The sequence below is a fragment of the Actinoplanes sp. NPDC026670 genome (assembly GCF_040638175.1).
Classification (GTDB): domain Bacteria; phylum Actinomycetota; class Actinomycetes; order Mycobacteriales; family Micromonosporaceae; genus Actinoplanes.
Window position 1 is genome coordinate 1 of record NZ_JBEZXU010000002.1, and the last position, 22,810, is coordinate 22,810.

At 67.9% G+C, this 22,810-nt stretch carries 24 protein-coding genes; 9 read left to right on the plus strand and 15 right to left on the minus strand.

The window, feature by feature from the left end:
- Positions 1 to 14: 14 nt before the first annotated feature.
- Positions 15 to 896, minus strand: a complete 882-nt coding sequence (locus AB0E94_RS01685; protein WP_360320850.1) for a helix-turn-helix transcriptional regulator — start codon at positions 894 to 896, stop codon at positions 15 to 17.
- Between the two features lie 136 nt (positions 897 to 1,032).
- On the opposite strand from AB0E94_RS01685, the gene AB0E94_RS01690 reads away from it, so the two are divergent.
- Positions 1,033 to 2,070, plus strand: coding sequence for an alcohol dehydrogenase catalytic domain-containing protein (locus tag AB0E94_RS01690; RefSeq protein ID WP_360320853.1), 1,038 nt, complete (start codon positions 1,033 to 1,035; stop codon positions 2,068 to 2,070).
- Between the two features lie 231 nt (positions 2,071 to 2,301).
- Here the strand turns inward: AB0E94_RS01690 and AB0E94_RS01695 are convergent, their stop codons facing one another.
- Positions 2,302 to 2,835 (minus strand): cupin domain-containing protein, encoded by a 534-nt coding sequence (locus AB0E94_RS01695; RefSeq protein WP_360320856.1) that lies wholly within the window; start codon positions 2,833 to 2,835, stop codon positions 2,302 to 2,304.
- Positions 2,832 to 3,761: an MBL fold metallo-hydrolase gene (locus tag AB0E94_RS01700; protein ID WP_360320859.1), complete on the minus strand. Its 930-nt coding sequence runs from the start codon at positions 3,759 to 3,761 to the stop codon at positions 2,832 to 2,834. Before AB0E94_RS01700 ends, AB0E94_RS01695 begins: the two co-directional genes overlap by 4 nt.
- Before the next feature lie 184 nt (positions 3,762 to 3,945).
- Here AB0E94_RS01700 and AB0E94_RS01705 point away from each other — a divergent pair, with 184 nt between their 5' ends.
- Complete coding sequence (locus AB0E94_RS01705; protein WP_360320862.1) at positions 3,946 to 5,115, plus strand: Bcr/CflA family efflux MFS transporter; 1,170 nt, start codon at positions 3,946 to 3,948, stop codon at positions 5,113 to 5,115.
- A 12-nt stretch (positions 5,116 to 5,127) separates the two neighbouring features.
- Here the strand turns inward: AB0E94_RS01705 and AB0E94_RS01710 are convergent, their stop codons facing one another.
- The 5 genes from AB0E94_RS01710 to AB0E94_RS01730 form a co-directional block, all read right to left on the minus strand.
- Entirely contained in the window at positions 5,128 to 5,916 is a 789-nt protein-coding gene (locus tag AB0E94_RS01710) for a hypothetical protein (RefSeq protein ID WP_360320865.1), read from the minus strand.
- 15 nt (positions 5,917 to 5,931) lie between these two features.
- Complete coding sequence (locus AB0E94_RS01715; protein ID WP_360320868.1) at positions 5,932 to 7,707, minus strand: serine/threonine-protein kinase; 1,776 nt, start codon at positions 7,705 to 7,707, stop codon at positions 5,932 to 5,934.
- Positions 7,708 to 7,818: 111 nt separating this feature from the next.
- Positions 7,819 to 8,136, minus strand: coding sequence for a DUF6355 family natural product biosynthesis protein (locus AB0E94_RS01720; protein ID WP_360320871.1), 318 nt, complete (start codon positions 8,134 to 8,136; stop codon positions 7,819 to 7,821).
- Positions 8,137 to 8,305: 169 nt separating this feature from the next.
- On the minus strand, positions 8,306 to 8,866 hold the full coding sequence (locus AB0E94_RS01725) for a TetR/AcrR family transcriptional regulator (RefSeq protein ID WP_360320874.1): 561 nt from the start codon (positions 8,864 to 8,866) through the stop codon (positions 8,306 to 8,308).
- A gap of 61 nt (positions 8,867 to 8,927) precedes the next feature.
- Positions 8,928 to 9,239: a hypothetical protein gene (locus AB0E94_RS01730; RefSeq protein ID WP_360320877.1), complete on the minus strand. Its 312-nt coding sequence runs from the start codon at positions 9,237 to 9,239 to the stop codon at positions 8,928 to 8,930.
- A gap of 159 nt (positions 9,240 to 9,398) precedes the next feature.
- Here AB0E94_RS01730 and AB0E94_RS01735 point away from each other — a divergent pair, with 159 nt between their 5' ends.
- Positions 9,399 to 10,055, plus strand: a complete 657-nt coding sequence (locus AB0E94_RS01735; protein ID WP_360320880.1) for a maleylpyruvate isomerase family mycothiol-dependent enzyme — start codon at positions 9,399 to 9,401, stop codon at positions 10,053 to 10,055.
- 237 nt (positions 10,056 to 10,292) lie between these two features.
- Here AB0E94_RS01735 and AB0E94_RS01740 read toward each other — a convergent pair whose 3' ends face one another.
- The 3 genes from AB0E94_RS01740 to AB0E94_RS01750 all read right to left on the minus strand — a co-directional run bounded on the left by AB0E94_RS01740 (position 10,293) and on the right by AB0E94_RS01750 (position 12,325).
- Complete coding sequence (locus AB0E94_RS01740; RefSeq protein WP_360320883.1) at positions 10,293 to 11,123, minus strand: hypothetical protein; 831 nt, start codon at positions 11,121 to 11,123, stop codon at positions 10,293 to 10,295.
- 57 nt (positions 11,124 to 11,180) lie between these two features.
- On the minus strand, positions 11,181 to 11,750 hold the full coding sequence (locus tag AB0E94_RS01745; protein WP_360320886.1) for a GIY-YIG nuclease family protein: 570 nt from the start codon (positions 11,748 to 11,750) through the stop codon (positions 11,181 to 11,183).
- A 239-nt stretch (positions 11,751 to 11,989) separates the two neighbouring features.
- The gene (locus AB0E94_RS01750; RefSeq protein WP_360320889.1) at positions 11,990 to 12,325 is read right to left on the minus strand and encodes a hypothetical protein; all 336 of its coding nucleotides are present in this window, start codon (positions 12,323 to 12,325) and stop codon (positions 11,990 to 11,992) included.
- A 222-nt stretch (positions 12,326 to 12,547) separates the two neighbouring features.
- Here AB0E94_RS01750 and AB0E94_RS01755 point away from each other — a divergent pair, with 222 nt between their 5' ends.
- From AB0E94_RS01755 to AB0E94_RS01775, 5 genes are all read left to right on the plus strand, one after another.
- Positions 12,548 to 12,889 (plus strand): hypothetical protein, encoded by a 342-nt coding sequence (locus AB0E94_RS01755; protein ID WP_360320892.1) that lies wholly within the window; start codon positions 12,548 to 12,550, stop codon positions 12,887 to 12,889.
- Positions 12,890 to 12,904: 15 nt separating this feature from the next.
- Positions 12,905 to 13,168, plus strand: a complete 264-nt coding sequence (locus tag AB0E94_RS01760; RefSeq protein ID WP_360320895.1) for a hypothetical protein — start codon at positions 12,905 to 12,907, stop codon at positions 13,166 to 13,168.
- Between the two features lie 281 nt (positions 13,169 to 13,449).
- Positions 13,450 to 13,998, plus strand: coding sequence for an SMI1/KNR4 family protein (locus tag AB0E94_RS01765; protein WP_360320898.1), 549 nt, complete (start codon positions 13,450 to 13,452; stop codon positions 13,996 to 13,998).
- Between the two features lie 384 nt (positions 13,999 to 14,382).
- Positions 14,383 to 14,673 carry a hypothetical protein gene (locus tag AB0E94_RS01770; RefSeq protein WP_360320901.1) on the plus strand — a complete coding sequence of 97 codons (291 nt, stop codon included), beginning with the start codon at positions 14,383 to 14,385 and terminating at the stop codon, positions 14,671 to 14,673.
- A gap of 386 nt (positions 14,674 to 15,059) precedes the next feature.
- The gene (locus tag AB0E94_RS01775) at positions 15,060 to 15,539 is read left to right on the plus strand and encodes a hypothetical protein (RefSeq protein WP_360320904.1); all 480 of its coding nucleotides are present in this window, start codon (positions 15,060 to 15,062) and stop codon (positions 15,537 to 15,539) included.
- Between the two features lie 637 nt (positions 15,540 to 16,176).
- On the opposite strand, the gene AB0E94_RS01780 is transcribed toward AB0E94_RS01775, so the two are convergent.
- Positions 16,177 to 16,470 (minus strand): hypothetical protein, encoded by a 294-nt coding sequence (locus tag AB0E94_RS01780; protein WP_360320907.1) that lies wholly within the window; start codon positions 16,468 to 16,470, stop codon positions 16,177 to 16,179.
- 265 nt (positions 16,471 to 16,735) lie between these two features.
- Here AB0E94_RS01780 and AB0E94_RS01785 point away from each other — a divergent pair, with 265 nt between their 5' ends.
- On the plus strand, positions 16,736 to 17,017 hold the full coding sequence (locus AB0E94_RS01785; RefSeq protein ID WP_360320910.1) for a hypothetical protein: 282 nt from the start codon (positions 16,736 to 16,738) through the stop codon (positions 17,015 to 17,017).
- A 96-nt stretch (positions 17,018 to 17,113) separates the two neighbouring features.
- Here the strand turns inward: AB0E94_RS01785 and AB0E94_RS01790 are convergent, their stop codons facing one another.
- The 3 genes from AB0E94_RS01790 to AB0E94_RS01800 all read right to left on the minus strand — a co-directional run bounded on the left by AB0E94_RS01790 (position 17,114) and on the right by AB0E94_RS01800 (position 22,745).
- Entirely contained in the window at positions 17,114 to 18,085 is a 972-nt protein-coding gene (locus tag AB0E94_RS01790; protein ID WP_360320913.1) for an ISAs1 family transposase, read from the minus strand.
- Positions 18,086 to 18,318: 233 nt separating this feature from the next.
- Positions 18,319 to 22,398: a trypsin-like peptidase domain-containing protein gene (locus AB0E94_RS01795; RefSeq protein ID WP_360320916.1), complete on the minus strand. Its 4,080-nt coding sequence runs from the start codon at positions 22,396 to 22,398 to the stop codon at positions 18,319 to 18,321.
- Complete coding sequence (locus AB0E94_RS01800) at positions 22,395 to 22,745, minus strand: CU044_2847 family protein (RefSeq protein WP_360320919.1); 351 nt, start codon at positions 22,743 to 22,745, stop codon at positions 22,395 to 22,397. The genes AB0E94_RS01795 and AB0E94_RS01800 overlap by 4 nt, the downstream gene beginning before the upstream one ends.
- Between the last annotated feature and the right edge of the window lie 65 nt (positions 22,746 to 22,810).

Sequence of the window (22,810 nt, forward strand, 5' to 3'; positions counted from 1 at the left end):
CGTGGTGCACCGCCCTACCGGCGGTGCACCACGCCGGCGGGCGCCACCCAGCTGGCCAGCATCCGTAGCCGCTCCTCGTCCGCCGACCCCGGCTCGGCGGTGCAGACGCTCAACATCGGGCCGTCCTGCACCGCGATCGGCAGATCCATCGAGTGGTACGCCAGGGTCAGCGGCCCGGCGAAGGGGTGGCGGAACACCTTCGTACCCCGGTAGTTGATCACGATGTTGTGGGCCTGCCAGCGAACCCGGAACTCGTCGCTGACCTCGTTCAACCCAGCCACCATGTCGTGCAGGGCCTGATCGCAGTGGGCCCGCCCGACCTCGGTGCGCAGCAGACCGACCAGCACGTCGGCCGTCGCCTCCCAGTTGCCGTGGAAGTCCCGCGCCCCCGGGTCGAGAAAGTGAAAGCGAGCCAGATTGGGCTGCTCCGGGCTCTCGAACAGCGGCGCGTACAACGCCCGGCCGAGCGGATTGATCGCCAGCACATCCAGGCTCTTGCTGGTCACCATGGCACTCGACAAGGTCATGCTGTCCAGCAGCCACTGCACGGTTGCCGGCAACTCCACCCGGGCAGCGGCGGCCGGGCACTCCCGCGCCGAACTGCCCGGCGTCTCCGCCCGCGCGACCCGGGCCATGTCGAACAGGTAGATCCGCTCCTCGTCATCGAGCCGAAGCGCCCTCGCGACCGCCTCCAGCACGTCGTACGACACGTCGCGGATGTGCCCTTTCTCCAGCCGGGTGTACCACTCGGTGCTGACCCCGGCGAGCACCGCGACCTCCTCCCGCCGCAGCCCCGGCACCCGGCGGCGGGCGCCACCGGGCAACCCGGCCTGGACCGGGGTGATGCGAGCCCGGCGGCTGATCAGGAACTCACGGACGGCGACGCGGGTGTTCACGCAGCCCACGGTACGTCGGCGGCGGCCCGGTAAGGGGGTGGTGTTTGTACCCCCGATGAGCCGAGCCTGGAACACCCCGCGGCCCGGGTCTTGCATGGGTTCCACCAGATCCCACGTTCGAGGAGCAAGACCTTAAATGCGAGCAACCATGCTGTACGGCGCAGGCGACGTCCGAATCGAAGAGGTTCCCGACCCGCGGCTCGTGCACCCCACCGACGCCCTCGTCCGTATCACCGCCGCCTGCATCTGTGGCTCCGACCTGTGGCCGTACGACACGAAACCGGCCGACGGCACGCCGACCCGGATGGGCCACGAGTTCATCGGCGTGGTCGAGGAGACCGGCGCCGAGGTGACCACCGTCCGTAAGGGCGACCTGGTCGTGGCGCCGTGGGTGTTCAGCGACGGCACCTGCGAATACTGCCGTGAGGGCCTGACCACCTCCTGCACCCACGGCGGCATCTGGGGCTACGGCGACGCCGACGGCGCGCAGGCCGAGGCCGTCCGCGTCCCGTACGCCGACGGCACCCTGGTCAAGCTGCCGGTCGCCGCCGACTCCGCGCTGATCCCGTCGCTGCTCACCCTCTCCGACGTGTTCGGCACCGGCCACCACGCCGCCGTCCGCGGTGGCGTGACCGCCGGCTCGACCGTCACGGTGATCGGCGACGGCGCGGTCGGGCTGCTGGCCGTCCTGGCCGCCAAGCGGCTGGGCGCCGAGCAGATCGTGCTGATGGGCCGCCACAAGGCCCGCACCGACCTGGGCCGCGAGTTCGGCGCCACCGACGTGGTCGCCGACCGCGGTGACGCCGGGATCGCCGCGGTCCGCGAACTCACCGCCGGCCAGGGCACCTCGGTCGTGATCGAGGCGGTCGGCACCCGTCCCGCCTACGACCAGGCCGTCGGCGCGGTCCGTAACGGCGGCACGATCAGCCGGGTCGGCGTCCCCCAGTACGAGGACGCCCCGGTCGGCATCGGCAGCCTGTTCTTCCGCAACATCCGGCTGACCGGCGGCGCCGCACCCACCCGCCCCTACATCGCCGAGCTGCTGCCCGACGTCCTGAACGGCACCCTCAACCCCGGAAAGGTCTTCGACGTGACCACCGATCTGACGGGTGTCCCCACCGGCTACCGCCAGATGGCCGCCCGCGAATCCCTGAAAGTCCTGGTACGCCCCTGACGCACGGTGCAGGGCCGGCCGCGAACAGCGACCGGTCCTTGCAGCGCGCTGATCGATGTCGCCGACCCGCAGCAGCAAACCCCGCCAGCCGTCGCCCAGCACGGTAAAGCCGCCCGCATTCCAGTGCTCAGCGACGGCTGGCGGGCTCGGCCGTCGCTGAGCGCGGTATTGCCGCCTGCATTCCAGTGCTCAGCGACGGCTGGCGGTCTGGGCCGGGACCGCGGCCGCTGTTCAGTCTCGGGGGCCGCCGTGCATCAGGCCGGTCAGGCCGTCCGGCAGGGTGGCGGCCAGGGTGTCGTCGAATTCGGCGTCTACCAGGACGAATACCACCCGGGCCGGGACTGTGCCCCGGTTGGCCCAGGCGTGGTCGGTGCCGCGCTGGACCACCACGTCGCCGGCTCGCAGCAGCACCTCGGAGTCGTCCAGGATCAGGGTGATCTCGCCCTCGAGGACGATGCCGTAGTCGATCGACGCGGTCCGGTGCACCGGCGACTGCAAACCCCGGGAGTCGAGGTGGCCGGGCGCGAACTCGTTGATCCGGATCTTCGTGCCGTGCGGCGGGGGCGGGACGGCCAGGGTGCGGGCGGTCGGCTCGTCGGGCTCGACCGCCAGGATCCGGGCGGGGGCGCCTTCGGTGTTCCAGATCTCGTGGAACTCCACCCCGTCCTCCGGCAGTTCGCGGCTCACCGGGACCGGGCCGTCGGAGACGACGATCGACACGCCGTCGGGGGAGTGGCCGGTCACCACCCGGCGGGGGACGTTCACGCGTGGCACGCGATCGGGCCGCCGTGGAAGGCGACCATGTCAGGCCACACCGACGGGACGGTCAGGCGGGTGTCGATCGGGTTGCCGGACAGCTCCGAGTACGCCCGGTGCAGGTTGCCGACGAAACGTTCGGTCTCCGCCCACGCCCGGTACGGGTTGTCGCGGTGCTTGACCGCGGCCTCCAGCGGCGACAGCCCGGCCGCGTGCGAGGCGGCGGCGACCTCGGCCACGTACGACACGTAGCCGTCCAGGTCGTCGAGAAGGCGGGTGACCTGCTCGTCGCGTACCACCGGGCCGTGCCCTGGCACCAGGATCGCCGGCGCGAGATCGCGCATCTGGGCGATCGCCTTCTTGAAGCCCGCCACCGAACCCTCCAGCAGGAACGGCTGCCCGCCCGCGAACGCCAGGTCACCGGCGAACAGCACACTCTGCTCCGGCAGCCACACCAGCACGTCGTTGCTGGTGTGCGCCCGGCCGGCGTGCCGCAGCTCGACGCCGAAACCGTCCAGGTGCAGCGTCATCCGGTCGTTGAAGGTCATCTCCGGTGGCCGCAGCTTCAGGTCGCCGTAGTCGGGGGTGGTGATCACCTTGGTCGCCTCAAGACCGGCGGCGAGCACCTCGTCCCGGCATCTCTCATGCCCGATGACGAGCGTTTCCGCAGGCAAGAAGCCATTGCCGTACGTGTGATCGGGGTGATGATGAGTGTTGACCACCGCGCGTGGGGCGCCGGTGCTGACCTTCGCGACCTCAGCGAGCACGGCCCGGTTCCGGCGCTCGGTCGAGGTGGTGTCGACCAGGATCGCGGTCCCGGCGCCGTCCACGATCACGCCGCAGTTGTTCACCATCCAGCCGCCGTCGGGCTGGATGTAGGCGTGCACGCCCTCGGTCAGCCGGTCCACATACGGGGTGCCGTCGTCCCAGGTCACGTCTCCTCCTTCAGATGCGCGCGGGAAACCCGGCCGGATGGCAGTGCTGACAGCCGGCCGGTTCTGCACTCATTGGGCACCCTCGGCGCCCGCACGACAACCACGCCAGCCATCGCCAGCGCCGATCGCTGGCATGCGGAAAGCAGACGTTCCGCGCGGACGTGACGCCGGGTTGGCTCGGGTGGTGACGACACCTCTGACCGGCCGGGAGATCCGGTGGCCGCTGCTGCTCGTGCTGGCCGCGCTCGCCGCTGTTGCGCCGGTGGCCACCGATCTGTACCTGCCCGGGTTCCCGGCGATCGGCGCCGAGCTCGGTGTGGACGCGAGTGGCGTACAGCTGACATTGACCTCGTTCTTGATCGGGATGGCCGTAGGCCAGCTGGTGACCGGCCCGCTGTCGGACCGCTACGGCCGCCGCAAGCCGCTGGTCGTCAGCGTCGCCGTGTCGGTCGCAGCAGGGGTGGCGTGCGCGGTGGCGCCGACGTTGCCGCTGCTGGTGGCGGCCCGTCTGGTGCAGGGGCTGGCCGGGGCGGGCGGCATGGTGATCGGCCGGGCGGTGATCGCCGATCTCGCCACCGGGCGGGCCGCGGCGCGGGCGTTCACGCTGATGCTGACCGTCGGTGGGGTGGCGCCGGTGCTGGCGCCGAGCGTCGGCGGGCTGCTGGCCGGGCCGGTCGGCTGGCGCGGCATGCTGTGGGCGGTCGCGCTGTTGAGCCTGGCCCTGCTGGTGGCGGTGATCGTCGTGGTCGCCGAGACCCGTGCCCCGGTCGAGCAGCAGATGTCCTGGCCGGCCGCGGTCCGTACGGTGGCGGGCAGCCGCGGGTATCGGGCGCCGGTGACGGTGTTCGCGTTCTCGTTCGCGGTGATGATGGCCTACATCGCCGCGTCGCCGTTCCTGTATCAGAACGTGGTGGGGCTGTCCGAGCTCGGTTACGGCGTGCTGTTCGGCGTCAACGCGGCCGGGCTGATCGGTGCGGGCGCGGTCGCGGGGCGTCTGGTGCGCCGCATCGACCCGGCCCGGATGATCCGCTGGTGCATCGCCGTGCAGGTGGCCGCGACGGTGTCGTTCCTGCTCCTGGCGGTTTCCGGGGCGTCGGTCTGGACGTTTCCGGTGGCCGTGTTCGTGGCGGTGACCGCCAACGGCGGGATCATGGGCAACTCGGCGGCGCTGGCGATGGCCGAGGTGCGGGAGGTGGCCGGGACCGGCAGCGCGGTTCTCGGGTTCAGCCAGTTCGCCCTCGGCGCTGCCGTGTCGCCGCTGGTCGGGCTCGGTGGCGCGAACTCGGCGGTGGTTCCGGCGGTTGTGATGGCGGCCGCGTCACTGCTGGCCGGCGCCGCCTGCCTCCGGCTGTGACACCGCGGAGGCTCAGTCGTCGTGGTCGAGGAGGCGCAGGTCCGGCGGTACGAGGGTGGTGCTCTCCATCAGTTCGCGGATGAGGTTGTGGTTCAGTGTGTTCCCGATCGGCTCACCGACCTCCTTGCGGGTCAGGCCGGAGACACCGTTGCCGCTCAACCGGTTGCGCACCTCGGTGACGACCCGCTCGACCTTCTTGTGGTTCCAGTCGTCGTCCGGTCGGATCTCGTTGAGGTGTTCGGCGACCTGACGCCAGGACAGCGGAATCGGGTGCCGTTCGTGCAGCAGGTACCGCTGGGCGAGCACGACGACCACGCGCTTCTCCACCGGGGTCAGATGCCACGTGCGCGGAGGCCTGGTCGGTGTGTGGTGGTCGGCCGGTGGCCGGTTACCGTCCCTGGGTTGCACGTGAACTTCAAGCAGGTGCAGTCGCTCGTGGGAACCGCGGACGAACAGCGGCGTGTACCCGGCCGGCAACGGAATCGGCTCGTCCTGCCGGAACAACAGGCGCGAGTCGGGCAGCCGAAGCGGAAGGTGACCCAGCGTGCTGATCCACCACCGGTCGCCGCGACAGGTGAGCGCCCCGTGTCTCCTGCTGATGCGCAGGTCGTCCTCGCCGACGCACACATGCACATCCGGCCGGCTTCGCCCGAAGAGAACGGTACGCCCCTCCTTGGATCCGACCGACGTGCCGCCGGCCGCCGCCAACACGTGCAGCATGCCGGGTGCGATATCGGCGGGAACTCCGAGGGCGAGGCTGTGGTGGTTCGCCGGGAGCGCGTTCGGCCGTACGTCTGGCATGGTCGCCTCCTGGCGTCACCGTGGCGGGAAGAAAGCGGTCGCCAGCCGGGTTGCGAGCAGGCACCGCTCGTCCGGCGACAGGTTCCTGCCGACGACGGTGGCCTCCAGCACCTCGTCCTTGTCGAAGCCGTAGGCGTCCACGTAGGTGAAGTTGTGCACTTCGACCTCACACATCTCGTCGCCAGGCGCGTCCCCGGGATAACCGATCACCGAATACCGGCCGTCGATCGTCATCTTCGCCGCCCCGGACCTGACCAACGGCTGCGCCCGGGTGAAACGCAGGCGGTACACGATCCCGTCGGCAGCACTGGTCCAGGTGCACTTCCAGCGCCCGAAGCCGACCTCCGGGTTCTCCCGGTCGATCCCGGGCCGAGCGGGGAACGACGGCGAATCCTTGGCCCGGCACGCATCCGCCCCGCTGAAGGAGTCCGGCCGCAACGTCGGGTTGCCCGGCCGGCGCTCCGGTATCGAACCTCCGGTGATCACCGCGTCGGCACTGCGGACGGCGACGTCGGCCAGGGCACACGCGTCGGCGTCGATCAGGTGGGCCCTGGTCACCTCGATCCGGACCTCGTAGCGGTCGGGTAACAGCATCCGGCGCCCGCACGATCCCTCACCCGACGGTTCGTTCACCAGCCCGTACCGCCCCCGGTCCTCGGCCTGCACCGGCGACTGCTCGCCGGGAGTACGGTCGATCCGCGCCAGCAGGTTCGCCTCCTTGCGGTCCTTCTTGACGATGACGTTGCACTGGTTGAACCCGGAATCGTCGGAGACCAGGTTCGGATCGCCGAACGGCTCCAGAGCCGCGTCACGGATCAGCGAGCACGGATCAGCGGTACGCGGATCGGGGCCGAGCACAGGCTCCGCCGGCGTCCCGGGCTCATCGATGAACACGATGCCGCTCGCCGCCGCCGCGACCGTGACCAGCACCCCGGCAGTCACGAGAAGCCTGCGGCGCCCAGCGAACCCCGGGCGGGGCGCACGCCGGGCCGCCCGCACGCCGGCCAGGTCCGCGAGGATCTCGTGTGCCTCGGCCGCGGTGGGACGTTGCCCGGCATCGACCCGCAGCATCCGCTCCAGCACCGGCGTGAGCGGCCCGCTCCGGCGCGGCGAGGCGATGGCGCCGCTGGCGGCCCGTCGAAGGCGCAGCCGCATGTCGTCGGTCGCCGACCCGACCGGTGACTCGCCCTCCACGACGGCGAACAGCGTGGAGGCCAGCGAGAACACGTCGGAGGCCGCCGTCGGCGCGCCACCGTTGGCCACCTCCGGCGCCACGTACCCCGGTGACCCGGTGAGCAGACCGGGACTGGTCACGGTCTGCTCACCCGTGGCGTCGCGGGAGATGCCGAAGTCGGCGAGCTTCACCTCGTCGTCGGAGATCATGAGGACGTTTCCGGGCTTGATGTCGCGGTGCAGGATGCCCTTCGCGTGCACCGCCGCCAGCGCATCGGCGATCTGCGCGCCCAGCTTCGCCGCCTGCCGAGGTGCGACGGCGTCCAACTCGGCCATGCTCCGCGCCGGCACGTACTCCATGACCAGCCAGCACTCACCGTGGTCGTCCAGCACGTCGTGAATCGTCACGACGTGCCGGTGGTTCAACTGGGCGAGAAGCTTCGCCTCGCGTTCCAGCTGCCGGAACCGCTGCGGGTCGCCATCGGTGGACTGGGCCCGCTTCAGAGCGACCGGCCGGCCGAGACGTTCGTCGGTGGCCCGCCACACGACTCCGCCGCCGCCGGAGCCGATCTGCTCTTCCAGCCGGTACCTGTTGGCGACAACCCGCTCCGTCTGCACGATTCGCTCTCCCCGCGTGGGCCTCGTCACATCGTAGCCAGTCGATGTGATGTCCAGGCTTCCGCAGGCCGGGGTGCGCCGACACGCGACGCACCCCGCGACAACGACTGTTCAGCAAAGCCTGCCCGTGTAGTAAGCGTTGCTCACCACGGCGTTCGGGCCGAGTCCGACCGTGCCGGGCCGGACACAGATCAGCGAGCCGGGGCCGGACCTGGTCACGACCTTCACCTGCACGATCGTGTACACCGGGCCGGTGCAGTGGGTGTAGAACGCCCACCCCTGCGCGTTGACCCAGAACCCGCACGCACTGATCTGCACATCCGCCGGGGCGGCTGCCGACGCCGCGGCCGGAGCGGCGACCCCGCCGGCGAGGCCCGCGACGATCGCCGCGCCGATGGCGGCCTTCTTGAGGCTGTTCTTGCCTACCATGGAGATCCCTCCGATTCTGCTGACCGGCCACAACGGATCCGGTTCGTGATCGACCAGGGGACGGTAAGGCCGACCCTCCGGGAGGGTTCCCGCCAGCACGGAAGTGGATCACTCCGGCGGCAACGGCGACGTGATCAGAGCATGCTCAATATGAACCTGCCGGCGAGCGTCAAACCCGGCGGCACAGGTTGTCCACCAGCCGGTGCACCTCCGGCCCGGCCGGCGCTGTCACGAATCCGGTCAACCGATGCATGATCAAACCCTCGACGGCGGCCAGCAGGGTCTGTGCCGTGGCCGTTGCCTGCGGCACATCGAACGACCGCAACGCCCCGGCCGTCCACTCGACGAGCAGCCGCCGATCGGCGTTCAGCGACTCGAGCAGGTCCGGCTGCACGACACCTTGCACGAAAATCACATACCGGGCGACCGTACGGACCCGCGCGGCACCGGTGGAATCGTCGACGAAGCGGGCGTACATATCGGCGAGCTGCGGCAGACGGTGCGGCGGACCGGCGGCGAGCATGGCCTCCCAGGCGGCGCCGTCGAGCTCGCGCAGCCGGGCCACAGCCGACGCCACGAGCGCGGCCCGGGTGCGGAAGTAGTTGGACGTGGAACCGGGCGGCAGCCCGGCGGTCGTGTCGACGCGCGCGTGACTCAGAGCGTGCAGGCCACCGGTGCCCAGCACCTGCAGAGCCGCATCGGCCACACGGACGGCAGTGGTGGGCAGCACCGGCTCACTGTACCGAGCTGCCCAGCCTGCGGATCTGCTCGACCGCGGCGGCCTCTCACCGTCACCTGGTCTTGCTGAGCGCTGTACCGATCGCTGACAGCAGCACGCCAGGCAGGTAGAGGATCCCGATCGAGGCGATCCCGGCCAGCACGCCGAGGCCCAGCAGCACGGTGCTGACCCAGCCCGCGAGCCGCTGCCGCCGCCCACGCGCCAGCACCGGCAGAGCGGACACGAGCACCGGCATCGCCAGCAGAAACACCACTCCGGAACCCTCGGCCTCCAGCAGGCTCCGGCTGCCTTGCTCGTACGAGTAGCCGGCCCCCGCCTCGCCCGGAGCAGCGGCGGGCGCGCTCGCTGTCTCAAACGCATACAACGGAAGCACCAGGAGGGCGGCACTGACCACAGCGGTCACCACGAGTGCCCCGAAAAACCAGCGCCGACCCCGCATCGCACACCCCTCCCAAATCACTACTATGATTATAGTAGGCCTACTTCGATACCTTGAATATCAAGCCGGAGAGTAGGTTTTCCGATGCTTCCCGACGCGGACGTCATGAAAATGATCATCGATGAGCGCCGCCGAACAGCTGATCTTGTCGAGTCATTGGATTCCGAGCAGCTGAATGCAGGCAGCCTGTGTGACGCCTGGAGTGTCAAAGAGGTGATCGGTCACCTGGTCGCGGCGGTTGCCACCCCGAACTCCTCCGCTGTGCTGCTCCTGGTGCGCAGTGGTTTCAGAATCCACCGGGCGAACGCGCGGCTTGCCGTCATGATGGCCGGCCGCCCGGCCGATGAGCTCGCTGAGTTGTTACGGGCACACGCGGATGATCCGTTCCGCCCACCGATCGTCGGTTATCCAGGGCAACTCACCGATCTGCAGGTACACGGGCAGGACATCCGCAGGCCACTGGGCCTCCCGCATGATCTGCAACCGGAGCGCTTACGGGTGTCACTCGACTTCCTGGTCGGCGGTCGCGCAGTAGGTTTCGTTCCGAAACGGCGACCGGCCGGTCTGCGATTCGAGGCCACCGACATGGATTGGGCCTGGGGCGACGGTCCACGAATTCTCGGCACCGCCGAAGCGGTGATGCTCGCATTGACCGGCCGTCATGCCGCGCTGGCGGACCTGTCCGGCGATGGAGTCGCCGAACTGACGAACCGCACAGCACGTTCAATCGGCACGAGCTGAACGCGACGCCGATTTCTCCGCGGCCGGGGCCACCGGCGCGACGGTCATGGGCACTGCCCTGGCCCGACAACGAGCCGATCTGGGAGGACATCGACCACGTCCTGATCGCCGATCAGACCTCACAAGCTCCGGGCCGACGAGCGAGCGGCATCAGGTTGTCGGTCCGCGACGGCACATCCGAGTACCTATCCGGCGCTGGGGAACAGGGTCACCCGCTGATTCTGGCCGAACCGCGTGTCAGGTGATCTCCCATTCCGCGGTCCCCATGTTGCCGTCGGGCATGATGCTGATCCGGAACCGGACCAAACCGTCATGCTCTCTCGTATCGAAACTGAAGACCTGCTCCGCGTCACGGCCGGGTTCGATCCGCAGCCACTGAAACGGCGAGGCGACCGCCGGTATCCACGTCGCCGGTTCGACGGCGCCCCAGGCGACCGGCCGCACATCGACACCCTGAATCTCCCTGCTGGCGGACTCGAGATGCACCCGGAACGACTCCCGGCGTTTCTTGCCCGACCGCTTCGATTTCGCCGACTTGGCCGGCTCGGTCGCACGCGTCAAGGTCACCCTGACCAGATGGCCGTAGCCACTGGTGAGGAGCGCCTCCTCACCGAGCACGCCGTTCCAGCACGCCGGAAACCCGAACTCGCCCGCCGGAATGATGAACCCAGGCGGCACGGACGGCTGCTCGGTCCACGGAGAGACCATCACACAGGGTGGCTCCGCGGGGGAGGGCGTGGGAACCGGAGTCGGTGAGGCCGCGGGTGACGGTGCCACTACGACATCCGGTGCCGGCGTGCGCCGGGGAATCAGCGCGATGATCGCACCGGTGACGACGGTCAGAACCAGAACGACGGCCAACACGTCCCGCTGACGCCGCACGCGTGCCACGTCCGGTACCGCCACCGGCGCGGCTGGAACCGGAGACACGACATCGACCGGCGGCGGCTGCTCATCAAGGGAACTGCGCCGCCGCACGGCACGCACCGCCACGACAGCGACGCCCGCGAGAACGACCGCGACAAGGGCCGCCCACCAGCCGGCGCGGCGTCCCCACGGCGCGGTCACACCTCTCCGATCGACGGGCCGCCGCCCACCCTGAGCGGAAAGGACGCCCCGAACCTATTACCGACGGCTGGCCGACTCGTCGTAGCGCCTCTTGGCGGCGACCACCGCCGGTTGCACATGCGAAGGATCGACCCCGCTCACGTTCAGCGGCGGATGCAGCCGCAGGACGAGGGTGGCCTCGACAGAGCCCGGCTCCGCGTCCTGCGCCCAGGTCAGCAGCAGGTTCGCGCGCATCCACGCGGTCAGCCGGGCCTCGTCCTCAGGCACCAGCACGACCCGATCGGTCCACGTGGTCCGGTACCCCTCGGACACCAGCAAGCCCGCCAGCGTGCGGCGCAGCGTCGAACTCCCCGACCGCCGCAGATGGTTGCGCAGAATCCGCCCGCGCAGCGTGGTCGCCCGGCCCAGATACAGCATGCGCAGCGACGGCACGTGCTCGTTCGGCGGTCCGGGCAACTCCGGGAAGACCGACGGGCCCGCCCACCACGCGTAGACACCGCTGCCCCGGCCGAGCCGCGCAACAGCGACATCCACCGCGACCGGCACGCCGGTCAGCAGCCGCAACGCCGCCTCGGCCCGAGCGAGGGCAGGCGACACCTCACCGGTTCGCGTCTCAGGAGCAGTCACCGCGCCATGGTAGGCGCCGCACCTCAAGATCAAGAGCGCAGATCAACAGACGGAGGCAGCGGTACGGCAGACCCGGCGCGACCAGTCGGCGGGGCCGTCCTTGCGGGCGTGAACCACGCCGGCATCCGTGGACATTCCTGTTGATTTGCAGGTCAGGGCTTCCAGGCGAGGCAGCCGAACCTCCGAGGGCAGCGGCACCCCAGGCCACGCCATACCGGGCAAGACTCAAGCTGGAACGATCAGGTGATCGTTCCAGTGGATCCCGGGGTGCAGTTGGTGAGCTCCAGCCGATACCAGCTGTAAACACCGGTGATACGTTCAGCCCACTGATGAGTGGTGCGCGTCTTCACGATCGCCCTGTTGTTCGTGTCCCGCACTCGCCAGGAACACAAACCGCCGGCGGGCACCGTGATGTTGATCCAGATCACTCCGTCGCCGGCAGGCACCGCTCCGGTCTCGCAGCCGCTCCACGGCACCGTGCAGAACCCGGTCGCTGCCTGCGCCGGTTGGGCGGTGACGGAAACAAGACCGGCGGTGGCTAGGAGCACTACCATCGCGGGTAGCAGTTTCTTCATCGCTGCCTCTCTCGTTGAGGTCGAGCACACCGCGGGCAGCATGCCGCGTCGTCCTGTCATGGATCTGGCAGCGATCTGGATGAGATCCAATAGGCGGCGTGCGCCGTGGACCGCTGCTCGCCGTGAACCTTGTACACGCTGACGTCGTTCGCGATGGGTGGCTGGTTGACGCGCATATTCTGCGAGCCGCCCTCGACTTGTCCGCGCGGATAAGGTCGACGCATGAAGATCGGAATCCGCAATTACATGCAAGGCATGGGCCGCTGGCTGGCGATTGCCGGAGCCCTACTCGTCGTGGCCCTGCTTGCGACTCCGATCCAGGCCCCGGAGCCGGGCGGCGACCACCCGTACGACATGAACTGCGGCAACATCTTCTGGTTGACTCCGCCGAAACCGGACGTCATCGATCCCGTCGACCCCGAGTACGAGTTCTACCGTGAGAAGATGGACCGAGGCTGTCAGGAAGCCCGATTCGTCAGAGGTGCCACAGTAGCCGTGGTTTCCGTGATTACGGTATTCGGCGTTGCCCTACTCGCCCGACGCCAGGATAAATATTTGGCATAATCCATTTTGTCGTGCATGACGGTTGGCTTCAATGTGATGCCGGACGAGGAGGGCCTGCAGGGTCACGGGGCGCGGCGCGACGCCCAGCACGAACCGGCCGGCCGTCGGCTGGACGGCGGCGCAGGCAAGAAGTTCGTCAAGATGGTGTTCAGGGTGTCGGTGGGGAACCACCAGTTCACCGCCGTACTGCAGCAGATGTCGGCACCATCGGCTCCAGCGCTGCGGATAGTCGACAGGCTACGCCTTCATAGCTGGCGACGCGGTTGCGGTACAGGGTGAGGAGACGGTCCTGGCGTTCGGGATCGGCAGACACCGCCGAACGGTACCGGCGCCCCGCCCAACTGCGTACGCCGACCCGCGTCCGCACGCGGACGGGCCGGGTAGCGACGGCGCATTGCTGCGCCGCCGCCCGATCAGAACCGGACGTGCACGATTTCCCGTGACGGCGTAACAGGGACGCCGGTCTGTTTTGAGCGGCGAGTACGGGATCATGAGTGGCTGGCGGGTGCCGCCGCCGTGTTTTGGCTGGTGTCGGGTTGCGTTTGACGGAGGGCGGGCTCATGGCCGACGAGGCGCTCAAACAGGTGTTCCCCGGTCTGGACTTGGACGGCTTCTGGGAGGACAGCACGTACGCCGAGGAGACCTACCGTGGCGGGTATCCCACCGAAGACCTGGTCTCGTCCGTCGAGGCGGAACTCGGGTTTCGGTTGCCGGCTTCGTATGTGGCTTTGATGCGGATGCGTAACGGCGGAATTCCGCGGAACACGTGCTGTCCAGCGCCGAGCAGAACGACCTGGGCCGATGACTACGTCGCCCTCAACGCGATCATGGGGATCGGCCGGGAGAAGGAAGGTTCTCTGGCCGGCTCGATGGGCACTCGGTTCTACGTGGAGGAGTGGGGCTATCCAGAGATCGGCGTGTACTTCGCAGACTGTCCTTCGGCTGGCCATGACATGATCGCGTTCGACTACCGTGACTGCGGGCCGGACGGTCAACCGCGCGTGGTCCACGTGGATCAGGAGGTCGGCTACCGGGTCACCGTGCTGGCGCCGGATTTCGTCAGCTTCGTCCAAGCGCTGCGACCGGAGAGCGATTACGACTATGACTGAGCCGCCGGCCGGGGCGGGAGTGTCCCCCACGATGCCCGACGTGTTCCGCGACCTGTACGGAATGCCAAATGAGTGAGGTGCCGGCTTCGCTGGTTGCAGGTCCGCATAGACTTCGGGCGTGCTGGCCGACGACTCATTCGTGGCGTATCGGATCGAGCGCTGTGCGCCCGATGCCCTGCGGCTTTCCGCAACGATTGCCTTGTCGATGAGGACGTCGAGCAGGTAGACGACAGCCACGAGGACATCGAGCGCCGGGGAACCGCGGTTGCCCAGACAGAGGACCATACGGTCATCGCCCGATGAGATCCACAGCCCACCGACGGTGACAGCTGGCAGGTCCTGGCAGGGGTGGCATACCGGTACATTCACAGGCATTTCCAAGGCATGAGTTGCTGGGACGAAATCGGGCCAGACGGCTGGGCCAACCGGCACATCGAGGCTGGATCGAACGGCCAGTACCTGGCCGCAGCTGCGTTGTCCGAAGTCATTGCCGCCAGGGACAAGGGCGGCGCCGACTCGGTTAGCGCCTACGAGCGGATCTACGGCGTTGCCCCGGAGACAGCGTTCCCACCGGAGGCCGAGCCCTCTCTGACGTCGATCGGCGGCAGAGAATTCGTTCAACGATGGATCGCGGCACGACGCGAGCTTGAAGCACGCTTCGAACCAACGCGGTGATGATCTCCAGCCGTCCAGATTCCGGCGCTCGAGCCTGCAGCGGCGCGGCCCGACGCGCGGATCGCCATGTGAGGGTGTCGGCCGACGGCGAGGACCTGAACTCTCCTTATCCTTGCACGTCACGCTCGGCGAGGACCTGAACTCCTCTCAAGCGTCGCACGTCACGCTAACTGCTACGTGGCCTCCCGGCCGCACCAACTTTCCCAGCGAGCGACATCCCCGTTTGCCGCGCAGTCAGATTCCGGAATCCGTACGCTCGGTTGGATCAAAGGCGTTCGCAGTTATGGGGAGCAATCGTGGCAAAATTGATTGAGATATACCATTACGAGCCATGGGAGGGGAATAGGCCCCCATGATTGCTGGGATCATTCGACTACGACAGGGCATTGCGCTTCAACGAGCCCGCCGCGACGGACAACGAAAACCGCCCCGATTCCGAAGCCGCGCGCGATAGCAGAAAGCTGATAAACAAACTGTGCTTACTTCGAACTGCTGGCGGTCAGTGGGTATTCGAACACTTCGTACAGCGACCCCCTAACGAGCCCGAAATACAATACTCGTTCGGGAGTGACGAGGACGCCGCAGAATGGCTGCTGAACGGCCAGATGCAGAACGTCTTCGAGCACTACTTTGGTGCAGTCGAAAATTTGGCGCCGGAGATTCCCTCAAGCCGCATCCGTGTAAACAGTGGCGCCCCAATTTTCTTTCAGCCAGACGCTGAAATTTCGGCAAGAATCGACTCGTTTGCCGCCGCCAAGGGCTTTGACCGCCGGTACGCGCTATTGTATCTACTACTCGAAGGAATCAATGCCGTTGAGACCGTAGCCAGAGCCGACAATCTCGACACCACAGGCAGCCAGTCATGATGACTTCAACGGCAGTTGATCGCCGGCCAAATCGAAGTAAAGACGAGCATTAGCCAATAAGCCGCCCTCTTGGCGATGGCACATGCCCACGCAATGGTCTTGTGTTCGACCGCGAAGTCAGCCCGCCTGCTGCGGCCATGAGAGAACGTTCGGGCGGCGATAAGGCCGGCTGGCGACATCCTTTTCGCTGGCAGACAATTCCCTTCCGCCTATATGTCCGCGGCAGAACAATGTCGACTGTTGGAGAAAGTTGGCTACGTGGATCAACGTCTACAACACCGGCGACCCCTGGGGGCATAGGAGGCAGATGTATTTGTAACATCTTGATCTCATCAAGTTTTTCCGACCTTGTTAGCGCTCGGCCTATCGACCTCAGCTTGCGCTAAGCCTCGCTGAGCAACCGTGATCGGGAATGCAGAACAGAATGCTCCACCCCGAGGCAGGCATCGCGCTGCGAGCACACGACGTCAGTTTCGGACACGATAAGCTCACCCGAACAGGCTCTTATGAATTCTCCGTCACCTGATGGCCAAGATCCAGATAGTCTATTGACTCCGTCGTCAACAACCGCGTCGAAGTCTTCCGGAGACTCGGCATACTTACGTTCGAAGGCGCCCATCAGTGCGAGCTCGAGCCCTCAAAAAGTACGGTTGAGACGTTGTTCAAGGCCGTCTTCGGAGCACCAGTCGGCATCGATGAGCCGCCGAGTCAAATTCGCCAGATCCGGCAGACCGAGATAGTCGAACGCGTCCGCTGCCTGTCGGACATCTTCCGCCGAACTCGTATCCATAACTGCAGACACGCCACTTCCCATAATCTGGGCGTACGGATTGGCCATCGCCTGCAGGTGCCGATCGCCGACACCGCCGACAGGGTAATCGGACAGTGCCCGATTCCAGACCATCGTGGCCTTGGTGAAGTCGCGCGTCACGCTCTCATCTTACCGTTAACCACAGGTATCAGCCGCTCTGACGAAATACTACCGCTACAGCGGTGAATTGCGTCCCAATGAGCCATCCGGAACGTAAGCTTCTCGGCATGCCAAGTCGCTGCTCCGCGGCAGCCAATGCCACCGTCGCGGCTGGCTTTCGGCGGCAGAGCCTCAGCTGGACCGCTGCGCAGTCTGCCGAACGGCCATCCTCCGTTCAGGAGTGCGACCTCTGTATCTGCATTGCAAGGCCAAGCGCCGGCAGACCGTGGGGTTCGCCCTGACCGACTCGCCGGTCAGCCAGCTCGCCTGGATCGAGGAGAAGTTCAAGGAGCACACCGATCCGGAGAAGGGGCTGCCGGAGGACAACATCGACCGCGACCGCATCCTCACCGACGTGTCGATCTACTGGCTGACCGGTATTGCCGCGTCGTCCGCTCAGGGCCCCGGCAAAGTCCTAAATGAGGCCGAGAAGCTCGAGTGGCCGGTTGCTGTCGCGGGCGTGGTGACGGTTCGCGGCGGCGATGTTGGTGGCTCCGGCGGCTCGTAGTGCGCTGATGGCGACGTCGCGGAGGGCGGCCATGACATGTGGCCCGGTGCCGGTGCGGATCTGGCTGCGGTCTTCGTTGTAGGTGACGTCGCGAACCTAGTGGATCTTGTTCTCGATGGCCCAGTGCCCGCGCAGCCAGGCGGCGATCTGGGCGGGTTTTGCCTGGTGGACTCGCAGGCTGGTGATGGCGTAGACGGTTTCGGTGGTGAAGCGTCGTGGCTGGTCGAGGCGGCGTCTGCGGCGGCGGATCTGCAGGGCCTGGGCGGCGTGCGGGAAATCGATGCCGGCCGCAATGGTCAGGATCTTCAGGGTGCGGATCTCGCGGCGGCCGTGGCCGCGGTCGTCCTCGCGGGCGGCTTGCGGGACCTGCCGCCAGGGCAGGCGCGAGAGCTGTCGGTGCAGGTGGGGCTGGTTGCCTTTGACGGTCAGGATCCAGTGGGCGCCGCGTTCGGCGAGGTAGTCGACGTGGTCGCGCTGGCAGTGCATGGCGTCAGCGGTGATCACTGCGTCTCGCAGGTCGCCGATCTGGTCGAGCAGGGGTGCGAAGCGGGTGATCTCATTGGTCTTGCCATCGACATCGGTGCTGGCCAGCACCATTCCGACATTCTGATCGCAGGCTGCCAGCACGTGCCGGGCGGCGTGGTCGCCGGTACGGGATCCCCGCAGTGTCTTGCCGTCGACCGCGATGACCTGCCGATCCGCCGATGTCGCCTGGCCTGCGAGCCAGACCGCGATCGCTGTAGTCAGACGTTGCGCGTCGAGGGCTTGCAGGAGTCGGCGGATCATCGCTTCGGACGGGCGCCGGTCCGGGGCGATACCGAGAGCGAGAGCAGTCGTGGCCGGGACGTCGGCGACCCATTCGGCGATCGCGGTGTAGGAACGGCTGCCGGCGATGACCGCGCAGACCGCTGCGGCAACCACCACTGTCAGCCGGTGCCGAACCCCGCGACGAGCCCGCGGATCAGGCAGTTCGGCAAGGGCTGCGATCAGCCCACCAGCAGTTTCGGGCACGGTCAGAGCCGGTGCGCAGGACAAAGAGGAGATCAGCGATGATGGCAGTGCGGGCATGACTCACTTCGGATCGATCAACATGGCGTAGGAACCTTGATGATCTTCCGAACCGGTCATGCCCGTCTTGTTGTGCCAAGTAGCGGCGCTTCTACTTCAAAGGACCCAAGTCGGACACTCTCACGACTTTGCCGAGGCCCTGGTCGTCCGCTCGGGATCTACTACGAGAAGTTCGCCGCGACTCCGCTGGGCGGTCACGCCGTCGACGATGTGACCGGCCCGGCCTTTGGGTGCTACGTCGTACACACCGCGCCGAGATGCCAGTCGGGTAGGTAGGCGTTCAGATCGTCGGTGCTCAGGTCGTGGCCGACTGCGGCGCAGATTTTCTGGGTCATGGACGTGGCGTCGGGAACGCTCGTGCTCCACAAGGTGGTCGTGTTGTCGGCGCTGCCGGTGGCGAGGGTTCTGCCGTCCGGGCTGAACGCCACCGAGGTGACGGCGTCGGTGTGGCCGGTGAGGGTTCGGCTGCTGGTACCGGTGGCGACATCCCACAGTCGCACCGATTTGTCGAAGCCGCCGGTGGCCAGGGTGCTGCCGTCCGGGCTGAACGCCACCGAGGCGACGGCGTCGGTGTGGCCGGTGAGGGTTCGGCTGCTGGTACCGGTGGCGACATCCCACAATCGCACCGCGTGGTCGGCGCTGCCGGTGGCGAGGGTTCTGCCGTCCGGGCTGAACGCCACCGAGACAACAGTGTTGGTGTGGCCGGTGAGGGTTCTGCTACTGGCGCCGGTGCTGACGTCCCACAGCCGCACTGTGTTGTCGGCGCTGCCGGTGGCGAGGGTTCTGCCGTCCGGGCTGAACGCCACCGAGGTGACGGCGTCGGTGTGGCCGGTGAGGGTTCGGCTGCTAGTGCCGGTGGCCACGTCCCACAATCGCACCGCATTGTCGGCGCCGCCACTGGCCAGGATGTCTCCGTCCGGGCTGAACGCGACCGACCAGACCGTGCCGGTGTGGCCGGTGAGGGTTCGGCTGCTGGTACCGGTGGCCACGTCCCACAATCGCACCGACTTGTCGAGGCCGCCGGTGGCCAGGGTTCTGCCGCTGGGGCTGAACGCCACGGCGAAGACTTCGGCGGTGTGGCCGGTGAGTGTTCGACGACTGATACGGGTGGCCACGTCCCACAGCCGTACCGATTTGTCGATGCCGCCGGTGGCCAGGGTTTCGCCGCGTGGGCTGAACGCCACCGACCAGACCGCGCCGGTGTGGCCGGTGAGTGTTCGACGGCTGGTGTCGGTGGCTACGTCCCACAACCGCACGGTGTTGTCCTGGCCGCCGCTGGCCAGGGTTTCGCCGTCCGCGCTGAATGCCACCGCGAAGATCACATTGGTGTGGCCGGTGAGAGTTCGACGGATGCCGCCCGTTGCCACATCCCATACCCGAACCGTGTTGTCCTGGCCGCCGGTGGCCAGGGTTTCGCCGCCCGGGCTGAACGCCATCGCGTTGACCGGGTCGGTGTGGCCGGTGAGAGTACGACGGCTGGTCCCGGTGGCCACATTCCACAGCCGCATCGTGTTGTCGGTGCTGCCGGTGGCGAGTGTGTCACCGCCTGGGCTGAACGCCATCGCGTTGACCGAACCGGTGTGGCCGGTGAGGGTACGACGGCTGGTACCGCTGATCACGTCCCACAACCGCACCGTGTTGTCGGTGCTGCCGGAAGCCAGAGTTCTCCCGTCCGGGCTGAACACCAACGACCGGACCATGTCGGTGTGGCCGGTGAGGGTTCGACGGTTGCTGCCGGTACTCACGTCCCACAATCGCACCAGGCGGTCGTGGCCACCTGTGGCCAAGGTGTTTCCGTCCGGGCTGAACGCCACCGACCAGACCCCGTTGGTGTGGCCGGTGAGGGTATGGATGTTGTTGCCGGTGGCTACGTCCCACAACCGCGCCGTGTTGTCGGCGCTGGTGGTGGCCAGGGTTCTCCCGTCCGGACTGAACACCAACGAGAAGACCACTTTGGTGTGGCCGGTGAGCGTCAGACGGCTGGTCCCGGTGGCCACGTCCCACAACCGGACCGTGTTGTCGACGCTGCCGGTGGCCAGAGTTCTGCCGTCCGGGCTGAACGCCAGCGAATAGACGGCCTCACCGTGGCCGGCGAGGGTTCGGCGCAGCGGGCGAACTGATTCGTAGGAGGTGGCCAGCACGCTGAGTGCCTCGCTGGTCGGGGCGGCGCGGTAGGCATACGCGGCGAGCAGTTCACTGAGCTCGGGGTTGGCTGACGCGATGGCCTGCGACTGGGCGGCGAGTTGCCGGGACAACGCCGTCTGCTGCGCATCGACGGCCTGTTGCCGCTGGCTGAACGCGACGGCGGCGGCGGTGACCGACACGACGAGGAGAACGGCCATTGCGGCGATCGTGATCCGGGTACGTCGTACGCGTGCGGTGGCGGCACGTTCACTGGCCTTGAGGAAGGTAGTCGTGGTGCTCGGGAGCCGGCGTTTCCCGTACCAATCAAGTCCTTCGGTGAGGTCGGACCCGCGGAGCAGGTCCGCGTTGTTGTTGGTCTCGGACCAGCGGTGGCGCTGGTCGTCGGCCCGGCGGAGCCAATCGTGGAACCGGGAGTCCTGGCGGATCCAGTCACGCAGGGTCGCCCAGTCACGGATGAGTGAGTCGTGGATCAGTTCGGCCACCGGCGGCGCGTCGGGCCGGCCCGGCTGTGCGTGCGTGACGATCAGTGGGGTGGCCGTGGTCAGCGCGCGCAGAACGGCTTCGACGGCGGGCCGGTCCTGCTGACCGTGGCCGGCGGCCAGATCTCTCAGTTCGTCGAGGGGCACCTGGCGTCGTACCGCTGGGATGTTTCTTTCCGGGTCGGCGGGCCGGACGAGCGCCGTGAGCAGCCGCCGCGCGATCGGCTGATGGGTGAGGTCGAGTGCGGCGACGCTCTGGTCGCAGCGGCTGGTCAGGCTGCCCGAAAGGCGGCCGATGCGCTGGTAGCCGTCGTGGGTCAGCCGGCCGTCGACGCGGTGTTCCCACAACTGCAGCAGCGACAGTTCGAGCAACGGCAGCACAGTGACGGGAATCTGCCGATCGTCCTGCTCGACGGCGAGCGATTCCAGATCGGCGACCATCTGAGCGACCAGGCCGGGCTCGAACCGGAGGCCGGCGGCAGCGGCCGGGGCAGCGATGATGTTCTCCACTTCGGAACGTGCCAGCGACGCGGGGACGTTCACCATTCCGGCGGCCAGCGTCTGCAGGAGTTCCGGTGATGCCGCGGCCAGTTGAGCGTAGAAGTCGTCGCGCATCACCAGCACGACGGTCAGCGCGGCCGGCGCGCGTAGCAGTTCTTCGAGTTGCCTCAGCAGGCCGCGGGCGTCGGGGTCGGCGAAGATCTCCTCGAACTGGTCGATGACCAGCAGCAGACGTGACCCCGGCGGCAGAGAGGCGAGGCAGGCCTGTACCCCGCCCGCGAGGCCGAGAGCCGACGCGCCGGGCAGGCCCGCCTGGTCGAGTTCGCCGAGTAGACCCCGGCCGGGGCGTACCGAGATCACACGCCAGGTGTCCGAGCCGGTCGCCGCTCGTCCCGCGGCGACCTTGGCCAGCACTCCGGCGTTCACCAGGGACGACTTACCGGAGCCCGACGGCCCGAGCAGCAGCACGCCACGCCGGGCCAGCGCGCCGACGACCCGCTGCACGGCGGCGCCCCGGCCATGGAACCAGGTCGCGTGTTCGATCCCGAACGGAGCCAGTCCCCGGTACGGGCACACCGTTTGCAGTTGCAGAGCGTCGTCCAGCTGCCGCAGCGTCTCGGCGGCCGTCGCGTAGGCCACGCCCATGCCGCGCTGGTACTCGTCGGCCCGGTCGATCTCGGTGACCATGCCGACGACCAGGCCGGTCTCCTCGTCGATCACCGGAGATCCGCTGAACCCGGCGGTCACGTCGTTGGCCTCGGCGAGCTGCAGCAGCGGCCCGCCATCGGTGTCCGACAGCACGTCACCGGCCCGTGCGTAGCCGAACCGGCCACGCAGCCCGCCGTCGGGAACCCCGAACGCCGACACCCGGTGCCCACGGCACCCGGCCGCGGAGCCCAGCAGAAACGAGGTGGCATCCGCGGGGACATCGGTCAGCCGGAGGAGCGCGACGTCCTCGTCCTGCCGCCACGCGCCCGGATCGACCCAGCCGACGACCTGGGGGCATCCCGGCAGCCGAGGAAACGCCAGCCGCACCTGGTCGCCGGGCCCGGCGCCGGCCGCCTCCACGACGTGAGCGCACGTGACGACGACGCCGTCCGCCGCGACGAACCCCACGCCACAGGCGGCCTCGGTCCCGTCGAGCACCGCCACAACCCCGTGGCCGCGCTCGACCAGATCGGTCGTCACGGCGCCTCGCCGTCCGCGTCCGGGGCGACGATCCCGTTTCGCGCCCATCCCAGCGTGACCTTGAAATGGCAACCGGCCTCGCTCTTGGCGACGATCGCGCCCGCGCCGACGGTCAGCTTGACCGCGAATTCGACCTTCACCTCGTCGGGGCCGGCGGTACGCAATTCTGCCAGCACATCCCGGGACGCCTGGGCGACCGGCCGCAGTACCGTCCGCAGGCTCTCGCGCAGTTCCTCGACCGCGTCGGTGGCCCGGCCGACCTTCACCGGCCCGGAAGGGCTGGTCTCCGCCGCCTCCAGCAACAGCTGACCGCCATCACCCAATGCGACTTGAAGTAGAGCGGCCATCAGAACTCCGTTTCGAATGGCACCGGTTGACCGGGGCAACGATCACGCGACCCCACAACGAGCGA

Excerpts from the sequence above, each read along its gene's own strand:
- AB0E94_RS01690 (WP_360320853.1), top strand. The coding sequence starts at position 1,033 with ATGCGAGCAACCATGCTGTACGGCGCAGGCGACGTCCGAATCGAAGAG.
- AB0E94_RS01710 (WP_360320865.1), bottom strand. The coding sequence starts at position 5,916 with ATGCCAGACGTACGGCCGAACGCGCTCCCGGCGAACCACCACAGCCTC.
- AB0E94_RS01720 (WP_360320871.1), bottom strand. The coding sequence starts at position 8,136 with ATGGTAGGCAAGAACAGCCTCAAGAAGGCCGCCATCGGCGCGGCGATC.
- AB0E94_RS01735 (WP_360320880.1), top strand. The coding sequence starts at position 9,399 with ATGCTTCCCGACGCGGACGTCATGAAAATGATCATCGATGAGCGCCGC.
- AB0E94_RS01750 (WP_360320889.1), bottom strand. The coding sequence starts at position 12,325 with ATGAAGAAACTGCTACCCGCGATGGTAGTGCTCCTAGCCACCGCCGGT.
- AB0E94_RS01755 (WP_360320892.1), top strand. The coding sequence starts at position 12,548 with ATGAAGATCGGAATCCGCAATTACATGCAAGGCATGGGCCGCTGGCTG.
- AB0E94_RS01760 (WP_360320895.1), top strand. The coding sequence starts at position 12,905 with ATGACGGTTGGCTTCAATGTGATGCCGGACGAGGAGGGCCTGCAGGGT.
- AB0E94_RS01765 (WP_360320898.1), top strand. The coding sequence starts at position 13,450 with ATGGCCGACGAGGCGCTCAAACAGGTGTTCCCCGGTCTGGACTTGGAC.
- AB0E94_RS01770 (WP_360320901.1), top strand. The coding sequence starts at position 14,383 with ATGAGTTGCTGGGACGAAATCGGGCCAGACGGCTGGGCCAACCGGCAC.
- AB0E94_RS01790 (WP_360320913.1), bottom strand. The coding sequence starts at position 18,085 with ATGCCCGCACTGCCATCATCGCTGATCTCCTCTTTGTCCTGCGCACCG.
- AB0E94_RS01800 (WP_360320919.1), bottom strand. The coding sequence starts at position 22,745 with ATGGCCGCTCTACTTCAAGTCGCATTGGGTGATGGCGGTCAGCTGTTG.